At 66.4% G+C, this 21,119-nt stretch carries 20 protein-coding genes and 1 tRNA gene; 7 read left to right on the top strand and 14 right to left on the bottom strand.

Annotated features, from left to right (window positions below):
* Positions 1–124: 124 nt before the first annotated feature.
* Positions 125–595 (top strand): class Ib ribonucleoside-diphosphate reductase assembly flavoprotein NrdI, encoded by a 471-nt coding sequence (gene nrdI, locus K8P10_RS11500; RefSeq protein WP_224781273.1) that lies wholly within the window; start codon positions 125–127, stop codon positions 593–595.
* A 90-nt stretch (positions 596–685) separates the two neighbouring features.
* Positions 686–1,696 (top strand): class 1b ribonucleoside-diphosphate reductase subunit beta, encoded by a 1,011-nt coding sequence (gene nrdF, locus K8P10_RS11495; protein WP_224779054.1) that lies wholly within the window; start codon positions 686–688, stop codon positions 1,694–1,696.
* Here the strand turns inward: nrdF and K8P10_RS11490 are convergent.
* Positions 1,693–2,514 (bottom strand): tyrosine-protein phosphatase, encoded by an 822-nt coding sequence (locus K8P10_RS11490; protein WP_224779053.1) that lies wholly within the window; start codon positions 2,512–2,514, stop codon positions 1,693–1,695. The genes nrdF and K8P10_RS11490 overlap by 4 nt on opposite strands.
* 87 nt (positions 2,515–2,601) lie before the next feature.
* Between K8P10_RS11490 and K8P10_RS11485 the strand changes: the two genes are divergently transcribed.
* Together K8P10_RS11485 and K8P10_RS11480 are read left to right on the top strand one after the other, a co-directional pair.
* The gene (locus K8P10_RS11485; RefSeq protein WP_224779052.1) at positions 2,602–3,474 is read left to right on the top strand and encodes a hypothetical protein; all 873 of its coding nucleotides are present in this window, start codon (positions 2,602–2,604) and stop codon (positions 3,472–3,474) included.
* Between the two features lie 35 nt (positions 3,475–3,509).
* Positions 3,510–4,205 carry an SOS response-associated peptidase gene (locus K8P10_RS11480; protein WP_224779051.1) on the top strand — a complete coding sequence of 232 codons (696 nt, stop codon included), beginning with the start codon at positions 3,510–3,512 and terminating at the stop codon, positions 4,203–4,205.
* Positions 4,206–4,213: 8 nt separating this feature from the next.
* Here the strand turns inward: K8P10_RS11480 and K8P10_RS11475 are convergent, their stop codons facing one another.
* Positions 4,214–5,473, bottom strand: a complete 1,260-nt coding sequence (locus tag K8P10_RS11475; RefSeq protein ID WP_224779050.1) for a phosphatidylserine/phosphatidylglycerophosphate/cardiolipin synthase family protein — start codon at positions 5,471–5,473, stop codon at positions 4,214–4,216.
* Positions 5,474–5,718: 245 nt separating this feature from the next.
* Between K8P10_RS11475 and hemA the strand changes: the two genes are divergently transcribed.
* Positions 5,719–6,993: a 5-aminolevulinate synthase gene (gene hemA, locus K8P10_RS11470; RefSeq protein ID WP_224779049.1), complete on the top strand. Its 1,275-nt coding sequence runs from the start codon at positions 5,719–5,721 to the stop codon at positions 6,991–6,993.
* 25 nt (positions 6,994–7,018) lie between these two features.
* Here hemA and K8P10_RS11465 read toward each other — a convergent pair whose 3' ends face one another.
* Positions 7,019–7,744, bottom strand: a complete 726-nt coding sequence (locus K8P10_RS11465) for an LmeA family phospholipid-binding protein (protein WP_224779048.1) — start codon at positions 7,742–7,744, stop codon at positions 7,019–7,021.
* A gap of 93 nt (positions 7,745–7,837) precedes the next feature.
* Between K8P10_RS11465 and K8P10_RS11460 the strand changes: the two genes are divergently transcribed.
* The gene (locus K8P10_RS11460) at positions 7,838–9,265 is read left to right on the top strand and encodes a sugar porter family MFS transporter (RefSeq protein WP_224779047.1); all 1,428 of its coding nucleotides are present in this window, start codon (positions 7,838–7,840) and stop codon (positions 9,263–9,265) included.
* Between the two features lies 1 nt (position 9,266).
* Here the strand turns inward: K8P10_RS11460 and K8P10_RS11455 are convergent, their stop codons facing one another.
* The 3 genes from K8P10_RS11455 to K8P10_RS11445 all read right to left on the bottom strand — a co-directional run bounded on the left by K8P10_RS11455 (position 9,267) and on the right by K8P10_RS11445 (position 10,994).
* Positions 9,267–9,719 carry an SRPBCC family protein gene (locus K8P10_RS11455; RefSeq protein WP_224779046.1) on the bottom strand — a complete coding sequence of 151 codons (453 nt, stop codon included), beginning with the start codon at positions 9,717–9,719 and terminating at the stop codon, positions 9,267–9,269.
* Positions 9,720–9,870: 151 nt separating this feature from the next.
* Positions 9,871–10,251, bottom strand: coding sequence for a hypothetical protein (locus tag K8P10_RS11450; protein WP_224779045.1), 381 nt, complete (start codon positions 10,249–10,251; stop codon positions 9,871–9,873).
* Positions 10,252–10,921: 670 nt separating this feature from the next.
* Positions 10,922–10,994, bottom strand: a tRNA-Lys gene (locus tag K8P10_RS11445).
* 202 nt (positions 10,995–11,196) lie between these two features.
* On the opposite strand from K8P10_RS11445, the gene K8P10_RS11440 reads away from it, so the two are divergent.
* Positions 11,197–11,826 carry a hypothetical protein gene (locus K8P10_RS11440; RefSeq protein WP_224779044.1) on the top strand — a complete coding sequence of 210 codons (630 nt, stop codon included), beginning with the start codon at positions 11,197–11,199 and terminating at the stop codon, positions 11,824–11,826.
* Between the two features lie 341 nt (positions 11,827–12,167).
* Here the strand turns inward: K8P10_RS11440 and pstB are convergent, their stop codons facing one another.
* The 8 genes from pstB to K8P10_RS11400 form a co-directional block, all read right to left on the bottom strand.
* The gene (gene pstB / locus K8P10_RS11435) at positions 12,168–12,947 is read right to left on the bottom strand and encodes a phosphate ABC transporter ATP-binding protein PstB (RefSeq protein WP_224779043.1); all 780 of its coding nucleotides are present in this window, start codon (positions 12,945–12,947) and stop codon (positions 12,168–12,170) included.
* Between the two features lie 63 nt (positions 12,948–13,010).
* Positions 13,011–14,090: a phosphate ABC transporter permease PstA gene (pstA, locus tag K8P10_RS11430; RefSeq protein ID WP_224779042.1), complete on the bottom strand. Its 1,080-nt coding sequence runs from the start codon at positions 14,088–14,090 to the stop codon at positions 13,011–13,013.
* A 29-nt stretch (positions 14,091–14,119) separates the two neighbouring features.
* Positions 14,120–15,073, bottom strand: coding sequence for a phosphate ABC transporter permease subunit PstC (pstC, locus tag K8P10_RS11425; protein ID WP_224779041.1), 954 nt, complete (start codon positions 15,071–15,073; stop codon positions 14,120–14,122).
* 41 nt (positions 15,074–15,114) lie between these two features.
* Positions 15,115–16,206 carry a phosphate ABC transporter substrate-binding protein PstS gene (pstS, locus tag K8P10_RS11420; protein ID WP_224779040.1) on the bottom strand — a complete coding sequence of 364 codons (1,092 nt, stop codon included), beginning with the start codon at positions 16,204–16,206 and terminating at the stop codon, positions 15,115–15,117.
* A 143-nt stretch (positions 16,207–16,349) separates the two neighbouring features.
* Complete coding sequence (locus tag K8P10_RS11415; protein WP_224779039.1) at positions 16,350–17,306, bottom strand: NUDIX domain-containing protein; 957 nt, start codon at positions 17,304–17,306, stop codon at positions 16,350–16,352.
* Positions 17,303–19,417, bottom strand: a complete 2,115-nt coding sequence (locus K8P10_RS11410) for an RNA degradosome polyphosphate kinase (RefSeq protein WP_224779038.1) — start codon at positions 19,415–19,417, stop codon at positions 17,303–17,305. Before K8P10_RS11410 ends, K8P10_RS11415 begins: the two co-directional genes overlap by 4 nt.
* Complete coding sequence (gene mshD / locus K8P10_RS11405; protein WP_224779037.1) at positions 19,410–20,372, bottom strand: mycothiol synthase; 963 nt, start codon at positions 20,370–20,372, stop codon at positions 19,410–19,412. The genes K8P10_RS11410 and mshD overlap by 8 nt, the downstream gene beginning before the upstream one ends.
* Complete coding sequence (locus tag K8P10_RS11400) at positions 20,369–21,103, bottom strand: response regulator transcription factor (RefSeq protein ID WP_224779036.1); 735 nt, start codon at positions 21,101–21,103, stop codon at positions 20,369–20,371. The genes mshD and K8P10_RS11400 overlap by 4 nt, the downstream gene beginning before the upstream one ends.
* Positions 21,104–21,119: the final 16 nt, after the last annotated feature.

The following is a 21,119-nucleotide window of genomic DNA, read 5'->3' as shown; positions in this document are numbered from 1 at the left end:
TTGCATTGTTTGGAGCTCCGAACAATAATGAATCTCGCCAGTGCGAAGCGCGAGAGTGCCCGGGAGCATCCGTCCCGGAGTCGTGCTGCAGAGACCCCAGAGGAGACCCGTGAACACCGCGCCCATCCGTGGAAGTGTCGGCTTCGAATCGCACGAGATCTCGCGCGAGGCGAGCGCCGACCTCGTCTACTTCTCGAGCGCGTCGGAGAACACCCGCCGCTTCGTGGAACGTCTCGACCGACGGGCCATCCGCATTCCGCTCCGCCCACGCGTCGAGGGGATGATCCGGGTCCGAGAACCCTACGTGCTCGTCGTGCCGAGCTACGGCGGAGGCGAGCATAAAGGGGCCGTGCCGAAGCAGGTGATCGCGTTTCTCAACGACGAGGTGAACCGGTCGCTGATCCGCGGCGTCATCACCGCGGGGAATACCAACTTCGGTGAGCACTACTGCGTCGCCGGGCCCATCATCGCCGAGAAGTGCGGAGTGCCCGAACTGTATCGGTTCGAACTGCTCGGCACTCCGGACGACGTGCAGCGCGTCGATGCGGGACTGCGCGAATTCTGGGAAGCCGAGCGCGGCCGCCGATCCGCATAACGACCGCGCATCCCGCTGTGCTCTGACTGCTGCTCCACGCTTCTCGACTCCGCCAACGTCACCCGCCCATTCCGACCAGAAAGGCCCCGCATGAACGCGCCGCTCACCTCACCGTCCGTCACTCCGCCCGCCTACCGGCACGACCCAGCAGCTCGTCTCCGCCCGATCAACTGGAACCGCGTCTCAGATGAGAAGGACTTGGAAGTCTGGAACCGGCTGACCGCGAACTTCTGGCTCCCGGAAAAGGTGCCGCTCTCCAACGACCTCCCCGCCTGGCAGGGCATGGATGAGGTGCAGCGCACGCTGACGATGCGCGTCTTCACTGGTCTCACGATGCTCGACACGGTGCAGGCGACGGTGGGGGAGATCTGCCAGATTCAGGACGCCCGCACCGAGCACGAGGAGGCCGTGTACACCAACATCGCGTTCATGCAGTCGGTGCACGCCCGCTCGTACTCATCCGTCTTCTCCACATTGACGAGCACCCCCGAGATCGATGACGCCTACCGCTGGGCCGTCGGCAACGACCTCTTGCAGCAGCGCTGCAAGACTGTGCTGCAGCACTACTTCGGGCCCGATCCGCTGAAGCGGAAGGTGTCATCGACACTGCTCTCCTCGCTGCTGCTCTACGCCGGTTTCTATTTGCCGCTCCATTTCTCGGTGCACGCGACGCTCACCAACACCGCCGACATGATCCGCCTCATCCTGCGAGACAAGGCGGTGCACGGGTACTACTCGGGATACAAGTACCAGCGCGGGCTCGAAGCCCACACAGCTGCGGAGCGCGCCGAGATGGAGAAGTTCACCTTCGCGCTGCTCGAAGAGCTCTACGAGATGGAGCTCGCGTACTCCGGAGAACTCTATGCGCCGCTCGGACTGATGGATGATGTCGCCGCGTTCGTGCGCTACAACGCCAACAAAGCCCTCATGAACCTCGGCTACGCCCCACGATTCGACGCCGCCGAGACGCGCGTCAGCCCCGAGATCCTCGCAGCTCTCGCCCCAGGGGCAGACGAGAATCACGACTTCTTCAGCGGCAGCGGCTCGTCGTATGTCATCGGCACGTCAGAGGCGACGCGAGATGAGGACTGGGAGTTCTAGGCTTCGGCGCTCGTGGCGGAGCCGGGTCCGGCGTCGGTGTCGGGATCGGTGAGCAGCGCCTCGCGGAGCTGCTCGAGCGTCCGCTCATCGAGCCCGAGCCCGTCGGTGAAGTATCCCTCGATCGACCCGTAGTCCTCATCGACGGCGCTGAACGCGGTGTCGAGATACTCGGTCCGCACGCCGAGCACGGGATCCAAGAGCCTCGGATCCCCACCCGCTGCCTCGAATCGGTCGAACAAGGGGCGCAGAGCCGGGATGAGGTCGGTGTTGGTGCGAAGGTAGTCGTCCAGGACGATGCTCGCCTCCACACCGAGGAATGTGAGCAGGGCGGCTGCGGCCCATCCGGTGCGATCCTTGCCCGTGGTGCAGTGGAACAGCGCAGGGCGCTGCGGCGCCGTGGTCAGTCCCCGGAAGAGTGCGGCGTACGAGCGTCGCGCGCTGGGCAGGCGCACGAGGTCGCGGTACGCACTCGTGAACTGCGTCTCGATCCCGCCTTGTTCGGCGAACGCGCGCGCCGCCTCCGGGTCGGAGAGGAGCTGCTGGAGTTGTGCAGGGGCTTGGTGCTCGGCGTCGGCAAAGACGTCGAGCGTGACCTCTTCGATGCCCGAGGGCAGGCGATCGGGTCGGGCGTCGCGCTCCGCTGCGGTGCGGAGATCGTAGACGGTGCGCACGCCGAGCTCGGACACCTGCGCGATCCCTGTTGCATCGAGCCTGCCGAGGTCGACGGAGCGGAAGACCACGCCGGTGCGGACGGTGCGGCCGTCGGTGGTGGAGTGGCCGCCGACATCACGGAGGTTGGGCAGTGTGTCGATCTGCATGCGAAGTCCCCTCATCGTCACAACCCATGCTGCCAGAACGGTCGGAGACTCAGGAGCGGAGCGGTCGGGTCGCCTATCGTGGAAGTCATGCGGCACGGAGCTCGGAAGCGTTTCGACGTCCGGCGACTGCTCACCCGCATCGACGGGAAGCGAGTGCTTCGGGGCGTCGCCGGCGGGGGCATCGCGCTGCTGCTCGCCGTGGGAGGCGTCGCTCTCATCGTCTCCCCTGCCCACACGCCCAACGTGCCCGACCGTTTCGACCCCGGCATGATCATCGCGGATGACCTCTTCTACGACGGTGACGCGATGACCGCTGACGAGATCGAGGCGTTCCTCGATGCACGCGTGCCCGACCCGACACGCAAGAGCCTCCGCAACTTCAGCGAGGACACCGAGACTCGACCTGCCGACGACTACTGCGATGACTTCTCAGGCAAGAAGCACCACACAGCCGCGGAGATCATCGCCCAGGTCGGGGAGGCGTGCGGCATCAGCCAGCGGGCGCTCCTGGTGATCCTGCAGAAGGAGACCGCGCTCGTGGGGCTGCGAGAGCCCGAGAGCTGGCGGTACGACCGTGCCATGGGGTACGCCTGCCCCGACAGCGGCCCCAACCGGTCAGCGAACTGCGACGAGGACTTCTACGGCTTCGCCAACCAGCTGTACTGGGGTGCACGGCAGTACCAGGTGTACCGGCAGCACCCGGAGAACTTCAACTACCGGCCCTTCAAGATGAACACCATCCAGTACCACCCCGATCGCGACCGCTGCGGCGTCTCCGACGTCTACATCATGAACTGGGCCACCGCCGGGCTCTACAACTACACGCCGTACCAGCCGAACCTCTCGGCGCTCGCCGCCGGACAGGGGGAGGGCGACGAATGCTCCACCTACGGCAACCGCAACTTCTACGATCTGTACAAGGCGTGGTTCGGCGACCCGCACGTGGTGCACCAGGAGTAGTGCCGCACACCGCGTTCCTGGCGTACGCTGATCGCATGTGCGGGAGAGTCATCGTCGACTACGAAGAGAATATGGACGTGGCGGCCGACAGTGCACTCGCGGAGTGGGTGCTCGGGGTGCCCGACGGAGCGCGATCCTCCTGGAACGTGAAACCGACGGAGGCGATCCCGATCGCCCTGACCTCGGCGAAGGACGGTCGTCGGCGATTCGAGCTCGCGCGGTGGTCGCTGGTGCCGCCGTGGGCGACGTCGCTGGCGTCGAAATTCCCGACGTTCAACGCGCGGTCCGAGGGTGTGGCAGAGAAGCGCACCTTTGCGGGGCCGCTACGGCACCAGCGGTGTGTCGTGCCGGTATCGGGGTTCTACGAGTGGTCGGGGCCGAAGGGGGCCCGAGTGCCGCACGCCATCTTCGGGTCGGAGGAGGTGCTGCCGATGGCGGGTCTCTACTCTTGGTGGCGGGACCCGGCACTGGAGGGGCGGGACGCCTGGCATCTCACGGCGACGATACTCACCCGCCAGTCAGCGGGAGTGATGGCCGGCATCCACGAGCGGATGCCGGTGTTCATCGCCGACGAGCTGGTGAGGGAATGGCTGGATCCCGAAACGTCGGGCGACCAGTCGCTCGTGGACGCGGTCTCAGCGGAGGCAGTGCCGATTGCCGAGCATCTCCGCGAGTGGACGGTGCGACCACTGCGCGGAGATGGGCCAGAACTGCTCGAGCCCGCCGACTGACGCGAAGCTCAGAAGAGCGGACGGAAGGGCAGCAGTGCGGCCTCGGCGATCTTCGTTGCGGTGCTGCGCTCCTCCCAGTGCGGAGGGGAGAGGATTTCGCAGTGCTCGGAGTCCGCCTCGTAGATGCGCTCCATCTCGCTCGCGAAGTCCTGATCGACGATCTCGACGTTCGTCTCGTAGTTGAACGTGAGTGACAGGCGATCGATGTTCGCGGTACCGACCGTCGACCACTCGCCGTCGATGGTCGCCGTCTTCGCGTGGATCATGCTTGCCGCGTAGAGGAGCAGCGTGATCTTCGACGAGAGCAGCTGGCCGTAGAAGCCGCGCGTCACCCAGTCGGCCAGGATGTGGTTCGACTCCTTGGGGACCATGAGGCGTACGTCGACGCCGCGCTCGGCCGCGTGGCTGAGCGCGGTCACGATCTGCTGGTCGGGCACGAAGTAGGGGGTGGTGATCCAGATCCGGTGCTGAGCCCGTTCGATCGCGTCGAGGTACATTTGCCGGATCGGGTACACCAGTTGCACCGGAAGATTCGCCGCGACGTGCACGGGGGAGGCCCAGGTGTCCGGCGGGATCCAGGGGATCGCCTCGTCGGAGCTGCAGCGCTCGTTCCAGACCCGCGCGACCGAGTTGCGCAGCCCCCAGACTGCAGGACCGATCTCGCGGATGTGGGTGTCTCGCCACTCCCTGGCGTAGAGCGCGCCGATGTTGTACCCGCCGACGAATCCGATCCGGTCGTCGATGACGAGCACCTTCGAGTGGTTCAGGCCGGTGTAGCGGAGCGGGGCCTTCCAGATCTTGCGCCGGAAGACCGGCAGACGGTGCACAAAGACCTCGGCGGAGATCTGGTCGTAGAACGACTGCGGAACGACGAGGTTCGCGAAGCCGTCGTACATGAGGTGCACGCGGACTCCTCGGGCCGCAGCCGCATTGAATGCGTCGATGAATCGCTGGCCGACCTCATCGTTCTTCCAAATGTAGGTCTCCATGATCACGGAGTGCTCGGCGGCCTCGATCGAGGCGAGCATGTCGTCATACAGGGTGCCGCCATCGGTGTAGATGGTGATCGAAGACTCGGCGACTTCCGCCTCGTACGTGCCGGGGTGCGGAGCGTTCCGCTTGACGCGTCCGCGCCGCTCCAGATGGTCGACGGTGATGGCGGGGGCCGCAGCGATTGCGGAACTGATCGCCCCGATCGCTGACGCGATGGCTCCGTACTTCAGGATCGTCCGCATCGGTCGCCGTCGGTACTCCTGTCGCGCACGCATGCACCCACTGTAGCGTGCGACTGACTCGCGAAAATGTGCGCGGGGCGCGTGCGTCCCATCCAACCCTCGCACTGGATGGGACACGGCTCCATCATATCAGGGCGGCCACATGTGAGTGGCGAGCCATGTGGAGCTGTGGCGAACCTGGGCGCGTTCCCGTTGCGGCTCCCAGGAAGGCGAACTACCGTAGATCAGATGAATGCTCGCGACCTCGCGGGCGCGCACCCGACCTCGCAGGAAGCAGGATGTACCAGAGCATCTTCGAAGACGCCATCGCCGACCTGAAGAGCACGGGTCAGTATCGCACCTTCACTCACATCAACCGTCTCGCCGATCAGCACCCCCAGGCGCTCATGTATCCGAAGGGGGAACAGGGAGGGCTGCGGCCGGCGGACGCCGCCGCGGCGACGGACTCGCACGAGATCACGGTCTGGTGCAGCAACGACTATCTCGGAATGTCGACGCACCCCGACGTGATCGGCGCCATGGTCGCCACGGCGCAGCAGTACGGCGCGGGCGCCGGGGGCTCGCGGAACATCGGCGGCACCTCCGACCTGCATCGGAACCTCGAGCAGTTGCTTGCCGACTGGCACGGGAAGGAAGCAGGACTGAGCTTCCCCTCGGGATACGGCGCCAACGACGCCACGCTGCAGTGCCTCGTCCGCCTGATTCCCGACCTCGTGATCTTCAGCGACGAGTTGAACCACGCGTCGATCATCAGCGGTATTCGCGCGTCGCGTGCGGAGAAGCGCATCTTCCGCCACAACGACGTCGCCCACCTGGAGGAGATGCTCGCCGAGTACCCGCAGGAGCGACCGAAGATCGTCGTGTTCGAGTCGGTCTACTCGATGGACGGCGATGTCGCGCCGATCGCCGAGATCGTCGAGGTTTCGGAGCGTTTCGGAGCGCTGACGTACATCGACGAGGTGCACGCGGTCGGCATGTACGGGCCGGGAGGGGCCGGCGTCGCGGCCGAGGTCGGCATGCAGGATCGGATCGACATCATCCAGGGCACCCTCGCGAAGGGGGTCGGGGTCTCCGGCGGTTACATCACCGGTAACCGCGCGCTCGTCGACGCCGTGCGCTCCTTCGCTCCCGGTTTCATCTTCACGACCGCCCAGGCTCCTGCCGTGGTCGCGGCCGCTACGGCGAGCATCGAGCACCTCAGGCGCTCGGATGCCGAGCGGGAGGCGCAACGCGCCGCCGTCGCACGTATGCGCGTGGCGCTCGATCGCGTCGGCATCGCGGTGAACCCCGACACCACGACCCACATCCTGCCGATCCACGTGGGCGACTCGGCGCTCTGCCGGCAAGCGGCCGATCGTCTGCTCACGGTGCACGGCCACTACCTGCAGCCGATCAATGCGCCGTCGGTGCCCAGGGGGACGGAACGGTTCCGCATCAACCCTACGCCGAACCACTCCGTCGAGCAGATCGAGGCTCTCGCCGATGCGCTCCGCGAGGTCTTCGACCACTTCGGACTTCCGCACGGGGTAGCCCCCGTGCTGCGCGCAGCCTAGCGAGGACGCGTTTCCAGTGGAGGGGCTAGGCGCAGCTTCCGCGGAAGCGATCCTGCGGGTTCGAGATGAGACCCTCTGAGAGGACGGTCTCGAGCGCCATCTCGCCCTCGGGTGAGATGTCGATGCCGGTGAGCGTGATCCCCCGCGGCAGCCGATCCGCGATGCAGACGGTTCGCGGTTCCGCGAGTTCGCCGAGGAGGGCGTCGCCGAACATTCCGGCTCCCTCGATCGTGAGGTCGGACGGCGTCACCACGACGTGACCCGCTTCGACCGCGAGTTCGAACACGCCCTGGAACGGCAGCATGGCCTGAGGTGTGTCCAGCGTGCCGCCCGCGACGAGCCGACCGTCGCGCATCTCCGCCCACTCGACTGCCCCAGCCGTCATCATGCGCATGGCGGGCTCGAGGTGCTCGGGCGCGATCGTCAAGGTCGCCGTTCCGTCCCTGAGCTTGCCGATCAGGGGGAAGAGTGGCACGGAGGCCACCTGCATCTCGGCCGTCGCCGTGACATCGGTGTCGAGCGGGACGTTCTCGGCCTCGATCGAGACGTCGGCGATCCGCCACCTGAGCGCGTTGAGCGCCGCCGACCCCTCCATCGACACATCGACCCGGCTCTCCTGTGCGACGCGGAGGGGCACCCGTACCCCGCCTTCGATCACCGAGGGCATAAATGCGCGCAAACCGAACTCTGCGAGCGCGCCCAGAATGGCGATCACGAGGACGGTGATGGCGAGGCGTTTGAGGAACGTCATCACCATCGACCTTATCCGCCGATCGGGAGCTGTTTCCAGCTCATAGAGCCCGTATCCGCGCTTCGTGATCAACCCGTAAGGTAGGGTGCAGGCATGGCCTCAGAACAGCGCGGTTCGGCGCCCTCAGCGATTCCCACGCCCCCGATCACCCGGGTGGTGATGATCGCGGCGGCCGCCGCGATGGGCGGATTCCTCTTCGGGTTCGACACGGCCGTCATCAACGGCGCCGTGGGCGCAGTCGGGGAGTGGAGCGGCGCCGGGTCGGTGCTGCTCGGATTCTCCGTCGCCGGTGCGCTGCTCGCTTGCGCGATCGGTGCCTGGTTCGCCGGCCCCATTGCAGCTCGCCTCGGTCGCATCAGAGTCATGCAGGTCGCCGCTATCGTCTTCTTCGTTTCCGCACTGGGGTCGGGACTCGCTTGGGATATCTGGTCGCTCACGGTCTTCCGGTTCATCGGAGGATTCGGGGTGGGGGCAGCGAGCGTGATCGCGCCCGCCTACATCGCAGAGGTGTCCCCGGCGAAGATCCGAGGACGGCTCGGCTCGCTGCAGCAGCTCGCGATCGTTGTCGGGATCTTCGTATCGCTGCTCAGCAACTACGCCCTCGCTCAGGCGGCGGGTGGAGCGGGAAGCGAACTGTGGTTCGGGCTCGACGCGTGGCGGTGGATGTTCATGGTGGAGTGCTTGCCCGCCGTGATCTACGGGCTCCTCGCCTCGTTGATTCCCGAATCGCCACGCTTCCTGGTCAGCCAAGGAAGAGATGATGAAGCCGAGCAGGTGCTCGAGCACTACGTCGGCGGCACCCCGACGGAGAAGATCACCGAGATCCGCTCGACGCTCTCCGTCGAGAAGACGCAGTCCATCGCCGTGCTGCGCGGAGTCCGCTTCGGGCTGATCCCCATCGTGTGGATCGGGATCCTGCTCTCCCTCTTCCAGCAGCTCGTCGGCATCAACGTCATCTTCTACTACTCGACCATGCTCTGGGAGGCCGTCGGGTTCGACGAGTCCGACGCCCTGCTCACGAGCGTCATCACCTCAGTCGTGAACATCACGACCACGATCGTCGCGATCCTGCTCGTCGACAAGGTGGGGCGGAAGCCGCTGCTGCTCATCGGCTCCGCGGGCATGCTCGTGACGCTCGGCACGATGGCCTATATCTTCGGTACTGCCCCGACGGAGACGGTCGGCGGAGAAGTGCAGCCGATGCTCTCGGACACCGCGGGCATCGTCGCGGTGCTCGCCGCCAACCTCTACGTCGTGTTCTTCGGCGTCAGCTGGGGGCCGGTCGTCTGGGTGCTGCTCGGGGAGATGTTCAACAACCGGATCCGCGCGTACGCCATCTCGGTCGCCGCAGCGGCGCAGTGGATCGCGAACTTCACGGTGTCGCTGACGTTCCCCGCCCTCGCCGATGCGGGGCTCGGACTCGCCTACGGGCTCTATGCCACGATGGCCGCGGTCTCTTTGTTCTTCGTCTGGAAGTTCGTGCGGGAGACAAAGGGGCGCGAACTCGAGTCGATGGAGTAGTTCAGCCGATCACCCGGGGCGGGACTTGTCCGAGAGACCCCGCATGCAGCATCCGCGCGAAGGCGTCGAGGTCTGCGCGCACTCGCGCATCGCAGGTGAGAGCCTGTCTCGGTACCGTGCCGGTCAGCAGGCGGTGGTCCCACTCCATCAAGAGCGCGACTCGCGTGCGGCGCTCGCCGAGGGCCTCGAACGACACCGAGCCGGCGTGCACGCGCGGACCCAAACTGCGCCAGGCCAGCCGGCGTTGCGTGAGCCGCTCCAGGATCATCGCGTCGAACTCCAGCTCCCTCCCCTCGAATGCGACATTCCAGCGGAACACCGTGCTGCTCAGCTGAACGACCTCGACCGCAGCGGCGATGAAGAGCGGATAGGTCTCGCACCGCAGCCACGGCTCGAAGACGTCGTGCAGCGGCAGGTCGATCTCCAGATCGGCAGACCCTCGGTCTCGCGGCATCGTGTCAGTCCCTTGATGTCGGTGATATCACCGAGGCTACGTGCCGGATGCCCGGAAGTCACCACGGTTGACACCGAACGGAAAGGTCTGCATTCGGTGCTGCACGCCGACGTGACCCGGGAAGCGACAACGCGAGAGGGCGAGATCGCTCTCACGGGTGGAAGGGCTCGATAGTGCCGAGTGGTTTCTCAGGGTCGTGAATCCAACCGACAGGCTCCTCAAGGCCGGTGAGTTCACGCTCCCACGGGTAATGACGAACACGGCCCGACCCCGTGGGGCCAGCGAGCCCATCCACGATCACGGCATCGGCAACATCGGCAGGCGTATTCGGATCGAAGAGAGCTGACAGGGCGGAATACTCAAAGAACCTTCCCACCAAAGGGGCGCCCTCTGATCCGCGATAGATCACGATTGCGGTGTCTTCACCCGCCACCGCCGTCGCGATCAGCGGGAACGGGAACAGATCCTCCATTTTCGACTGCTTATGCAGTTCGAGGAGAGACAGTTGCACCTCTGAGAGCCCGTTATTCATGGGTACCCCTATTCGTGAGTGAATCAACCATAAGCATCTATGATCACGTCTCCGCGATGTGACCGATACCGGACCACGGGACGGCCTGAAGCAAATGACTCGCAGGGTGAATATTTCAGACGCATGGTCGAAGACCGCCCCGACGAGCTTCTGTGAATAGATGAATCGTCTCTGTCCTCTTCTCGAGAACCGGGCGGGACACTGTCGTACGTCCGGGCGTATGAAAGGAGACAGTTCGGTAAAGGAGGCCAGAATGGGGTTAGGACTTATTACGGCCCGAGAACTCGGAGTCACCATGAGCAGGAAATCGCGGAACATCTTCATCCTCGTAGCCGCACTGGTTCTGCTTGGATTCGCTGTTCTTCTATTCGGCGTTGAGTTGAGTGGATGGTGCAACGACTCAACTGAAGCCGAATTGAGCGAGTGTCGTACGAATTGGCGTTGGAGACAGTGGTGACTTCGCGGTGAGCTTCGGGCGACTCTTTTCTCCAAGCTCAACGCGTCGTCACCGGCTTGCCGCAAAGCCCCATGACAGTGTCGTCACGAGCTCACTCCAAAGGCGCTACGTCGAGGTTGACGTACCACGTTCAATCTACGCGATCCGGTGGTCCACAGATGAAGAACGCCCCAGGCGAGAGCTGTACGGAGTCTGATCTGGGGCGTTTCGTCGTGGGCCCGGCGGGGCTCGAACCCGCGACCCGCGGATTAAAAGTCCGATGCTCTGCCAACTGAGCTACAGGCCCACAGAAGATCCTATCGGACCGAACGAGCCTTCTCGTTCACTTCGGGTCCACGCCTCGGGTCCACGCCGGGAATCTCGACTCCATTCTCTCACCCGCCCCTGAACGATGAGTCTGTGCGTTGCGAGTGGTCGGGGCGTAGACTCGCCGGGTCGTCGCAGGCGATCTCGGCCGGGATCCGTCACGCGCGAGGGAGAGGAGCCACATGACCCGCGAGCACGCCAAACCGATCCTCCAGCCCACCCAAGACTTCGATTGGATTATCGGATCCGACGAACCCGGAGCCGCGCACCGGCTCGCGCACGAGACGTCCTGGGCGCTTCTCGATCGCGTACGCAGCGTCGCCGATCCCGACGTCGTCGATCGCGTGGTTGGCCTTGCCGCGAACGAGGGGATCGACGATATCGCAGAGCTCTGGTCCCACGCGGATCCTCGCTCACTCGCCGGAGTGCTCTGGCGGCTCTATCTGCTGCGACGGGTCGCCGCGGTGAACCCGGCTGCGACAGCGGATCTCTTCACTCGAGGGGTCGAGGTCGCAGTCACCATCGATCCCGTGGTGGCCGGTGCCGCCGAACCTGTTACGCCCGGCTCGATGGTGGAGCTGTGCGACACGATTCTGCGAGGTGTGTATGCGGGCGATCTCACTGCGGCCTTGAACCGTGCCGCGAGCTACTGCCGGCTCATGTCGCTCGGGGCCGCGGCGCTCGCCGACGACCGGGACGCCCACGACGACGATCACGCCGCAGAGCTCACGCAGCGGTCTTTGCGATACTCAGCCTTCGCCGAGGAGCTGCACGCGGCAGCGGTCCGCTGGCGAGACGGCACACTCGACTGAGCAGTCCGTGGCTGGCGCCTGGACGTGCCGCTTTCGCACCCCTCCATTCGCCTTCCGCTCGAGATGTACCGTCCGCTCACTCTGGGGAGTGAATCGGGCGAGCGGAGCCTCGATTTCGAGCTGGCCGTCAGGCATATCCCGCAACCGAGACGCAGCACGCCCGGGCGCGATGAGTGACTGGCGGACCCCCGGGGGTGCTGCGTTACACTGATTCGTGCCGGGCCGCAGTAACCCCGGGCTCCAATTTTTGCCGCTTCGAGCGGCCTTCCGCCGAGAGGCGTTCTGCGGCTCGGTCTTTCAGTTGAGGGCCCGGATGCGCGGGATGCCCGCCGTCGACCCCCCTACCCGAAGCGCCCGGAGACGTAGTCCTCGGTCGCCTTCACGGACGGTGCGGAGAAGATCTTTCGGGTATCGCCGTACTCGATGAGCTTGCCGGGCTTGCCCGTGCCCGCGATGTTGAAGAACGCGGTGCGGTCGGAGACGCGGGATGCCTGCTGCATGTTGTGGGTGACGATAACGATCGTGTACTGCTGCTTGAGTTCGTCGATGAGATCTTCGATGGCGAGCGTGGAGATCGGGTCGAGCGCCGAGCAGGGCTCGTCCATGAGTAGCACGTCGGGGGAGACGGCGATGGCGCGTGCGATGCAGAGGCGCTGCTGCTGACCGCCGGACAGGCCGGACCCGGGCTTGTCGAGACGATCCTTCACCTCGTTCCAGAGGTTCGCCCCAGACAAGGACTGCTCGACCAGGGCGTCGGCGTCGGACTTCGAGATCGACCGGTTGTTGAGGCGCACGCCGGCGAGCACATTCTCTCGGATCGACATGGTCGGGAAGGGGTTCGGGCGCTGGAACACCATGCCGATCTGACGGCGGACGAGCACCGGGTCGACTCCCGGTCCGTAGAGGTTCTCGCCGTCGAGCAGCACCGATCCTTCGACGCGAGCACCGGGAATCACCTCGTGCATGCGGTTCAGCGTGCGCAGGAAGGTGGACTTGCCGCAACCCGAGGGGCCGATGAACGCCGTGACGCTGCGCGGTTCAATGTCGATGGTCACGTCTTCGACGGCGAGGAACTTCGAGTAGTAGACGTTGAGGTCTGAGACTTCGATGCGCTTCGACATATGAGTGGGGTTCCTTCTGAGGTCGGTGTCCGTGTGCGGGGTGCAGGGTCGCGTACCGCGAATCTACCTGCGCGAGTTAGGGGAGAACCAGCGGGCGATGAGCCTGGCCAGCAGGTTCAGGAGCATGACGATCAGGATCAGCACGAGCGCGGCAGCCCACGCCCGCTCGAGGAACGCCCACCCCGGATTCCCCTGGTTCGCGAACTGGGTGTAGACGTAGACGGGCAGCGACTGCATCCGATCGTTGAAGAGGTTGTAGTTCATCGACGCGGTGAAGCCCGCGGTGATGAGGAGTGGAGCCGTCTCGCCGATGACGCGGGCGATGGCGAGCATGACGCCGGTCGTGATACCGGCGATCGACGTGGGCAGGACCACCTTCAGGATGGTGCGCCATTTCGGCACGCCGAGTGCGTAGGCGGCCTCGCGCAGCTCGTTCGGGACGAGGCGCAGCATCTCCTCACTCGAGCGCACGACGACGGGGATCATCAGCACAGAGAGGGCGACCGCGCCGATGATGCCCATCCGGACGCCAGGACCGAAGATGAGGGCGAAGGCCGCGTATGCGAAGAGTCCGGCGACGATCGACGGGATGCCGGTCATGACGTCGACGAAGAAGGTGATGGCTCGAGCGAGACGGCCGCGTCCGTATTCGACGAGGTAGATGGAGGTGAGCAACCCGAGCGGCACCGAGATGACCGTCGCCGCGAGCGTGATCATCAGGGTGCCCATCATGGCGTGCAGGGCGCCGCCGCCCTCGCCGGTGACGTTGCGCATCGAGTGGGTGAAGAACTCCGCGTCGAAGCGGGCGAGCCCGTTGCCGATCACCGTGATGGCGACCGACACGAGGGGCACCATCGCGAGGAGGAAGGCCCCGGTCACGAGTCCGGTGATGAACCGGTCGACGGCCTGACGGCGTCCCTCGACCGAAGCGGAGATGCCCGTGATGACGGCGAGGGACAGGATCGCCGCGACGACGGCGGTGCCGACGATGCTGAAGGCGGATCCGGATGCCGCGGCGAGGAGGGCGAACAGCGCGATCGAGGCCGCGATGCTCGCGGCCAGCACGATCCACGGGACGGGGCGGGGCAGGCGGTTGCCCGCGAGCGTTGACCCGGCTGAGACCGGACGGGTGATGATGGCCATGTGGGGGTTCCCTCGTGGTCGGCGGTGCGTCAGTCGGCTGCGTTGAACTCGGCCCGGCGGCTGATGATCCAGCGGGCCAGGGCGTTCACGAGCAGGGTGACGACGAACAGGATCAGACCGGTCGCGATGAGTACGTTGACGTTCTCCCCGTAGGCTTCGGGGAAGGAGAGCGCGATGTTCGCGGCGATGGTGGACGGGTTCTGCGAGGTGAGCAGGTTGAGCGTCACCACGCCCGTCGCGGAGAGGACCATGGCGACCGCCATCGTCTCACCGAGGGCGCGTCCGAGCCCGAGCATGGCGGCGGAGACGATGCCGGCGCGGCCGAAGGGGAGCACGGCGAGCCGAATCATCTCCCACCGGGTGGCGCCGAGGGCGAGCGCGGCCTCCTCGTGCAGGGCGGGTGCTTGCAAGAAGACCTCGCGGCAGATCGCCGTCATGATCGGCAGGATCATCACTGCCAGCACGATCGCCGCGGTGAGGATCGTGCGGCCAGTGCCCGATGCGGTTCCCCCGAACAGCGGGAACCAGCCGGCGTTCGTGTTCAGCCACTCGTAGATCGGCTGCACCGCAGGAGCGAGCACGCCGATGCCCCAGAGACCGTAGACGACGCTCGGTACCGCCGCCAGTAGATCGACGATGTAGCCGAGCACCTGCGAGAGCTTGCGTGGGGCGTAGTGCGAGATGAAGAGCGCGATGCCGATGGAGATCGGGAGCGCGATGACCAGCGCGAGGGTCGCCGCCCACACCGTGCCGAACACGAGCGGTCCCACGTAGGCCCAGAAGTTGGACGTGAGCAGCGATGCGCTCTCATCGGTGGCGAAGAACGCTGGCACGCTCTGCACGATCAGGAAGATCGCGACGGCGGCGAGCGTGACGAGGATCATGCTGCCGGCGAACACCGCCGACCGCGAGAACACGCGATCCCCGATGCTGAGGACCGGCTTCCCGGTGGCGGCGGTGTTCGCGGCGGTGGCGGTGGTCACGTGGGCGGCTCCTGCGTGGTCGGTGCTCGGACGAGCGAGGGTCAGCTGATCGCGTCGATCGCGGGCTGGATGCTCTCGCGGAGGGTGTCGGAGATCGGCGCGCTGCCTGCGGCCTCGGCCGCGTCCTGCTGGCCCTGCTCGCTGATGATGTAGTCGAAGTAGGCCTGCGTCAGCTCGGCGTTCGCCGGATCCTCGTACTGCTCGCAACCGATGAGGTAGCTCACGAGGACGATCGGGTAGACGCCGTCCTCGGTGCTGGTCCGGTCGAGCTGGATCGCGAGGTCGTGCTCGGTGCGCCCCTCCTCGAACTCCGACGCGTCGACGACGGCGGCCGCGGCCTCGGGGGTGTAGGCGACGTACTCGTCGCCCACCTTGATCTCGACGGTGCTGAGGTCGCCCGCGCGTGAGGCGTCGGCGTAACCGATCGTGCCGACGCCGTTGCTGACTGCCTCCACGACGCCCGAGGTGCCCTGCGCACCCTCGCCGCCGAGCGCGTTCGGCCAGCTCTCGATCGAGCCCTCGCTCCAGTCGTCGGGTGCGGCCTCGGCGAGGTAGTCGGTGAAGTTGCCGGTGGTGCCCGACTCGTCCGAGCGGTGCACGGCGGAGATGGTCTGATCGGGCAGCGTGGCATCGGGGTTCTGATCTGCGATGGCCGGATCGTTCCAGTTGGTGATCTCGCCCGAGAAGATCTGGGCGACGGTCGGGGCGTCGAGCTGCAGCGAGTCCACGCCCTCGACGTTGAAGATGAGAGCGATGGGGGAGATGTAGGCCGGGAACTCCACAAGACCCGAGTCGGGGGCGCAGGCGTCGAAGGGGCCGGCCTCGATCTCCTCGAGATTGAACGCGCGATCCGATCCGGCGAAGGCGTTCGCGCCCTGCTGGAACGTCTCGCGGCCCGCGCCCGAGCCCGTCGGATCGTAGTTGACGGTGACGTCGGCGTTGGCGGTCTGGAACGCAGCGCCCCACGCCTCCTGCGCGGAGCCCTGCGACGATGCGCCGGAGCCGGTGAGCGCGCCGGAGAGCTGGGAATCGGACGTGTCGCCCGATCCGCCCTCGTTCGCGGCGCACGAGGTGAGTGCGAGGGCGGCGATGCCACCGACGACCAGGGTCTTGACCAGGGGGGAAACCTTCACGGGTACCTATCCTTCAGATGCTGGTAACTCAGACTGTGGCGGATCGCCACAGGCACCAGGTTAGGGACCGGAGGTGACGCGCGGGGCAGCAGGAAGTGAACAGCGGGTGAACACCGGAAAGCGCGCACCGGCGCCCATCGCGCTCAGTGCTTGAGCGGGTAGGTCTCCACGCTCAGGATCCCAGCGCCTGGACGCCGGCGCGAAAGGTGGAACACCGAAAAGCCGGCCGGCGGCAGCGAGGTCGCCTCGTCGAGATAGGCGCCGGGAACGCTCCCGGTCGCGAGGACGATCTCACGCGCGATATCCGGGAGGACGGGACGGTGGCTGCACACCACGGCCGACCGGCCGCGCTTCACGATTTTCGCGATGAGCTTCCGCATGCCCTCGAGGTCGCCGGTGTCCCACGTGTCCTGACTCAGGGCGTCCTTCTCGCGGACGCGACGGTCGAGGTGCGCGGCGAGCGGCTCAACGGTGCTCAAGCAGCGCGTCGCCGTAGAGGCGTAGAGGCGCTTCGGGGCGAACGCCGCGAGCATCGGCACGAGTGTCTGCGCCTGTTCAGCGCCGGAGGAGGTGAGCGGGCGCAGACGATCCTCGGGGTACTCGGGACTGCGCCCGGCCGCTTTCGCGTGCCTCAGCAGCGTCACCGAGAACGTGTCGAGCAGATCGTGGTCGACGAGGCGCGTGAAGACCGCGAAGAGGTCGCGGTCAGCGGGGTAGCTGAGCCGTCTCGGCACCTCGTCCCACGGTACCCACTCGAGCGCCTGCACCTCACCGTTGGGGGCGAACGTCGATGCCAGTGCGATCTCGGGGGTGACCTCGGCCGCCCAGTATTGAACGGTCTTCGTGCTGCCCGTGCGCAGGTCGTAGCTGATGGTGCCGAGGCTCATGCCGAGGGAGACGCGCAGTCCGGTTTCCTCCTCGGTCTCGCGAACCGCCGCGGCCTGCATGCTCTCGCCCGGGTCTAACTTGCCCTTCGGAAACGACACGTCGCGCTGCTTCGTCCGGTGGATGAGGAGCACCATGAGGCGATCCTCACCGCCATCGTCGGCAGGCACACGTCGCCAGCACACGGTTCCCGCCGCGTAGACCGCAGCGCTCATCGACTGCCCCGCGGCCGGACTTCGGCGCGGTCGGCGAAGACGAGATCTTGAAGGGCAGGCAGGATCGTCCCGGCCTCATCGCGCTCCCGGCGCTGCCAGGTGCCGTCCTCGAGCAGGTGCCACGCCGACACCTCGTCGCTGAACGCGAGGTCCCAGAGGCGTTCGATGCGGGCGAGGTGGTCGCGATCCTCGAGTCTCACCAACACCTCGATGCGGCGGTTGAGGTTGCGGTGCATGAGGTCGGCTGACCCGATGTAGACCTCGGGATCGCCGTCGTTCTCGAACGAGTAGATGCGGGAGTGCTCGAGATAGCGACCGAGAATCGACCGCGCGCGAATGTTCTCGGACAGCCCGGGCACGCCCGCGCGGATCGCGCAGATGCCGCGCACCCAGATGTCGACGGGCACTCCCGCCTGGCTGGCGCGGTAGAGCGCGTCGATGATGCCCTCGTCGACCATGGAGTTGGCCTTGAACTTGATGCCGCTCGGACGACCGGCCCTGGCGTGCTCGGCTTCGCGCTCGATGCGTTCGAGCAGTCCCTCGCGCAGTCGTTGCGGGGCGACGAGCAGGCGATCGTACTGCGTCTCGATCGCGTACCCCGAGAGCACATTGAAGAGCTTCGTGACGTCGCGCCCGACCTCCGGGGACGTCGTGAAGAGCCCCATGTCCTCGTAGATGCGGCTCGTCTTCGGGTTGTAGTTGCCGGTGCCGATGTGGCAGTAGTGAGTCAGTCGGCCGCCCTCATCGCGGATGACCTGCACGAGCTTGCAGTGGGTCTTCAGCCCGACGAGCCCGTAGACGACATGGACGCCGGCCTGCTCGAGCTTGCGAGCCCACGTGATGTTCGCCTCCTCATCGAATCGCGCCTTGATCTCGACGAGTGCGAGCACCTGCTTTCCAGCCTCCGCAGCCTTGATGAGGGCCGCGACGATCGGGCTGTCACCCGAGGTGCGGTACAGCGTCTGCTTGATGGCGAGCACGTCCGGGTCGGTCGCGGCCTGTTCGACGAATGCTTGCACGCTCGTCGAGAACGACTCGTACGGGTGGTGCACGAGCACTTCGCGGCGGGCGATGGCCCGGAACGTGTCCGGCCGCTCGCTCGGGGAGTTCGGGCGGAACGGCGGAGCGGTGACCGGCACGTGGGGCTTGAACTTGAGGTCGGTGCGATTGAGCTTCGTCAGAGCGAAGAGCCCGTTGAGGTCGAGCGGCGCCGGGAGGGTGTAGACCTGCTGCTCGTCGATATCGAACTCGCGCACGAGCAGTTCGAGCGTGGTCTCATCCATGTCGTCGGAGATCTCGAGGCGGATCGGCGGGCCGAATCGACGACGCAGCAGCTCCTTCTCGAGCGCCTGGATCAGATTCTCGGTCTCGTCCTCCTCGATCTCCACGTCCTCATTCCGCGTCACGCGGAAGACGTGGTGATCGATCACCTCCATGCCGGGGAACAGCCCATCGAGCTGATTGGCGATGAGGTCCTCGAGTGCGACGAAGCGGACGTCGTCGACTGACTCCCGGCGATCCACGCGGATGTACCTGGGGATCATTTGCGGGACCTTGAGCCTGGCGAACTCGACCTTGTCGGTGCGCGGGTTCCGCACGCGGATCGAGAGGTTGAGCGCCCGCCCGGAGATGTACGGGAACGGGTGAGCCGGATCTACGGCGAGCGGCATGAGGATCGGGTAGATGTGCCGTTCGTAGTATTCCGTCAGCACGTGCCGATCCGCCGCGTCGAGCGTCGACCAGTCGGCGATGTGCACCCCGGCTTCGCCGAGAGCGGGGCGAACCTGCTCCGCGAAGCAGCGGGCATGCCGCAGCTGCAGCTGATGGGCGGTGCGGTTGATGTCGGCCAGCACGTCCGTCGGAGCGCGACCGACGTTCGTCGGGACCGCGAGACCCGTCACGATGCGGCGCTTGAGGCCGGCCACGCGGACCATGAAGAACTCGTCGAGGTTCGACGCGAAGATGGCCAGGAAGTTCGCCCGCTCGAGCAGCGGGACTTCCGGATCCTCGGCCAGTTCGAGGACCCGCTGGTTAAAGGCGAGCCAGCTGAGCTCGCGGTCGATGTACCGGTCTCCGGGGAGATCCTCGATGGCTCGCGTCACGTCACTCATGGCGTCCATTCTCCTTCACCCATTGCCGACTGCGTTGATCCACCGTGAACCCCGTGCGCTCGTAGAGACGCACGGCGCGCTCGTTGTCGCCGTCGACGTACAGACTGATCCGGTCGGGGTCGTGCTCGGCCATGCGCCGCAGCGCGCGATCCAGCAGGATCCTGCCGAGCCCGGCGCCTGCCTCATCGGGGTGCACGCCGAGCGCATAGAGCTCGCACTCGGTGCCCCCGAGCGCTGTCTGCGAGGCGGGCGTCACCACCGTCTTCACCCAGGCGAATGCGGCTGGACGTTCCGCGCCGTCGCCTCGGGAGTCGAAGGCGAGCAGCAGATCTGCCGCGTCGAACCACTCCTCGCGGGTGAGTGCTGCGAAATCGTCGAGCGTCATCGCGCCCTGCTCCGGGTGGTCCGCGAATGCCGCGGCGTTGACCGCCACCCACGCGGCGGCCTCGACGGCGCTGCCCGAGGTGTGCGGGGTAATACTGAGCCAGTCGGGCGCCTCGATGGGGTCGCCGTGGGGGAGGAGCGCGGGATCGAGGGTCATCCGGAGGAGTTCGCGGACCGGCGAGAACCCGGCGCGCTGCAGCAGCGCGTCGGCGGCGGGATTCACCCCGTGGGACCACGCCTTGACCGGCATCGTCGCACCCTCCAGCAGACGAGCGAGTGCGGCGGAGCCGATGCCCCGCCCCCGCGCATCCGGGTGGACCACGAGGTCGATCTCGCCATCGCCGACGATACCGACGGCAGCGGGCCGGGGGAGTTCCTCGCCCTCGAGCGCGGCCGTGAATCTGGCGACGAGGCGTCGGCCCTGAGCCGCCGCGACCATCGCCTGGTCGGAGACGGGGGGCCTGTCGTCGTGGGCCTCTGCCGCCGCGACGACGGCACGCACGTCTGCGAGCGCCGCCGTGTCGGGCGCGGCGTGCTCAGCTCCCGAGAACTCGGCTTCGATCCGCGTCACTGCTCGCCCTCTCCGTCGCTCTCCGAGATTGCATCGCGCGCACGAGCGAATCCGTATCCGACCCCGCGAACGGTGCTGATGAGCGCCTCGTGGTCGCCGAGCTTGGCGCGGAGACGCCGCACGTGGACGTCGACGGTGCGCGTGCCGCCGAAGTAATCGGTGCCCCACACCTCGCTGAGCAGCTGCTCGCGCGTGAAGACCCTGCCCGGGTTCGCCGCGAGGTAGTGGAGCAGCTCGAACTCCTTGTAGGTGAGGTCGAGCGTGCGGCGCTGGACTCGCGCCGTGAAGTTGGCCTCGTCGATCGTCACGCCCGCGGTCGTGATCACGTTCGGACGATCCGGAACCGAGGACTCCATGATCGAGAGGAGGCGGAGCCGCGTCTCGACCTCGGCCGGGTTGGCGGTGGGCAGGAGGAATTCGTTGATCCCCCACTCCGGGGTGAGCGCCGCGAGCGCGGTCTCGGCGATGACGAGGACCGTGGCGACACGTCCCGTCTCGCGAAGCCCAATGCATGCCGCGCGCGCGCGGCGGGGATCGAGGCTGCCATCGATGAGTACCGCATCGAAACGCGAGCACGCCGAAGCGCTGACACGTACCGATAGTGGTGAGGTGCTGACTTCGTGGGCCAAGAGGCCCAGTGCCGGAAGACTGTCGGCTGGATCCCGGTCGGTGAGGCAGAGCAGACGCACCAGGGTTCCTCCCTTCGCTGCGCGGCCCGGCTGGCCGTTCACCAGTCTAGCGGGGGTC

The organism is Leucobacter sp. Psy1, assembly GCF_020096995.1.
In the GTDB taxonomy this organism is placed as follows: domain Bacteria; phylum Actinomycetota; class Actinomycetes; order Actinomycetales; family Microbacteriaceae; genus Leucobacter.
Note: the sequence above shows the minus strand (reverse complement) of the source record. Positions and strands in the feature narration are given on the sequence as shown.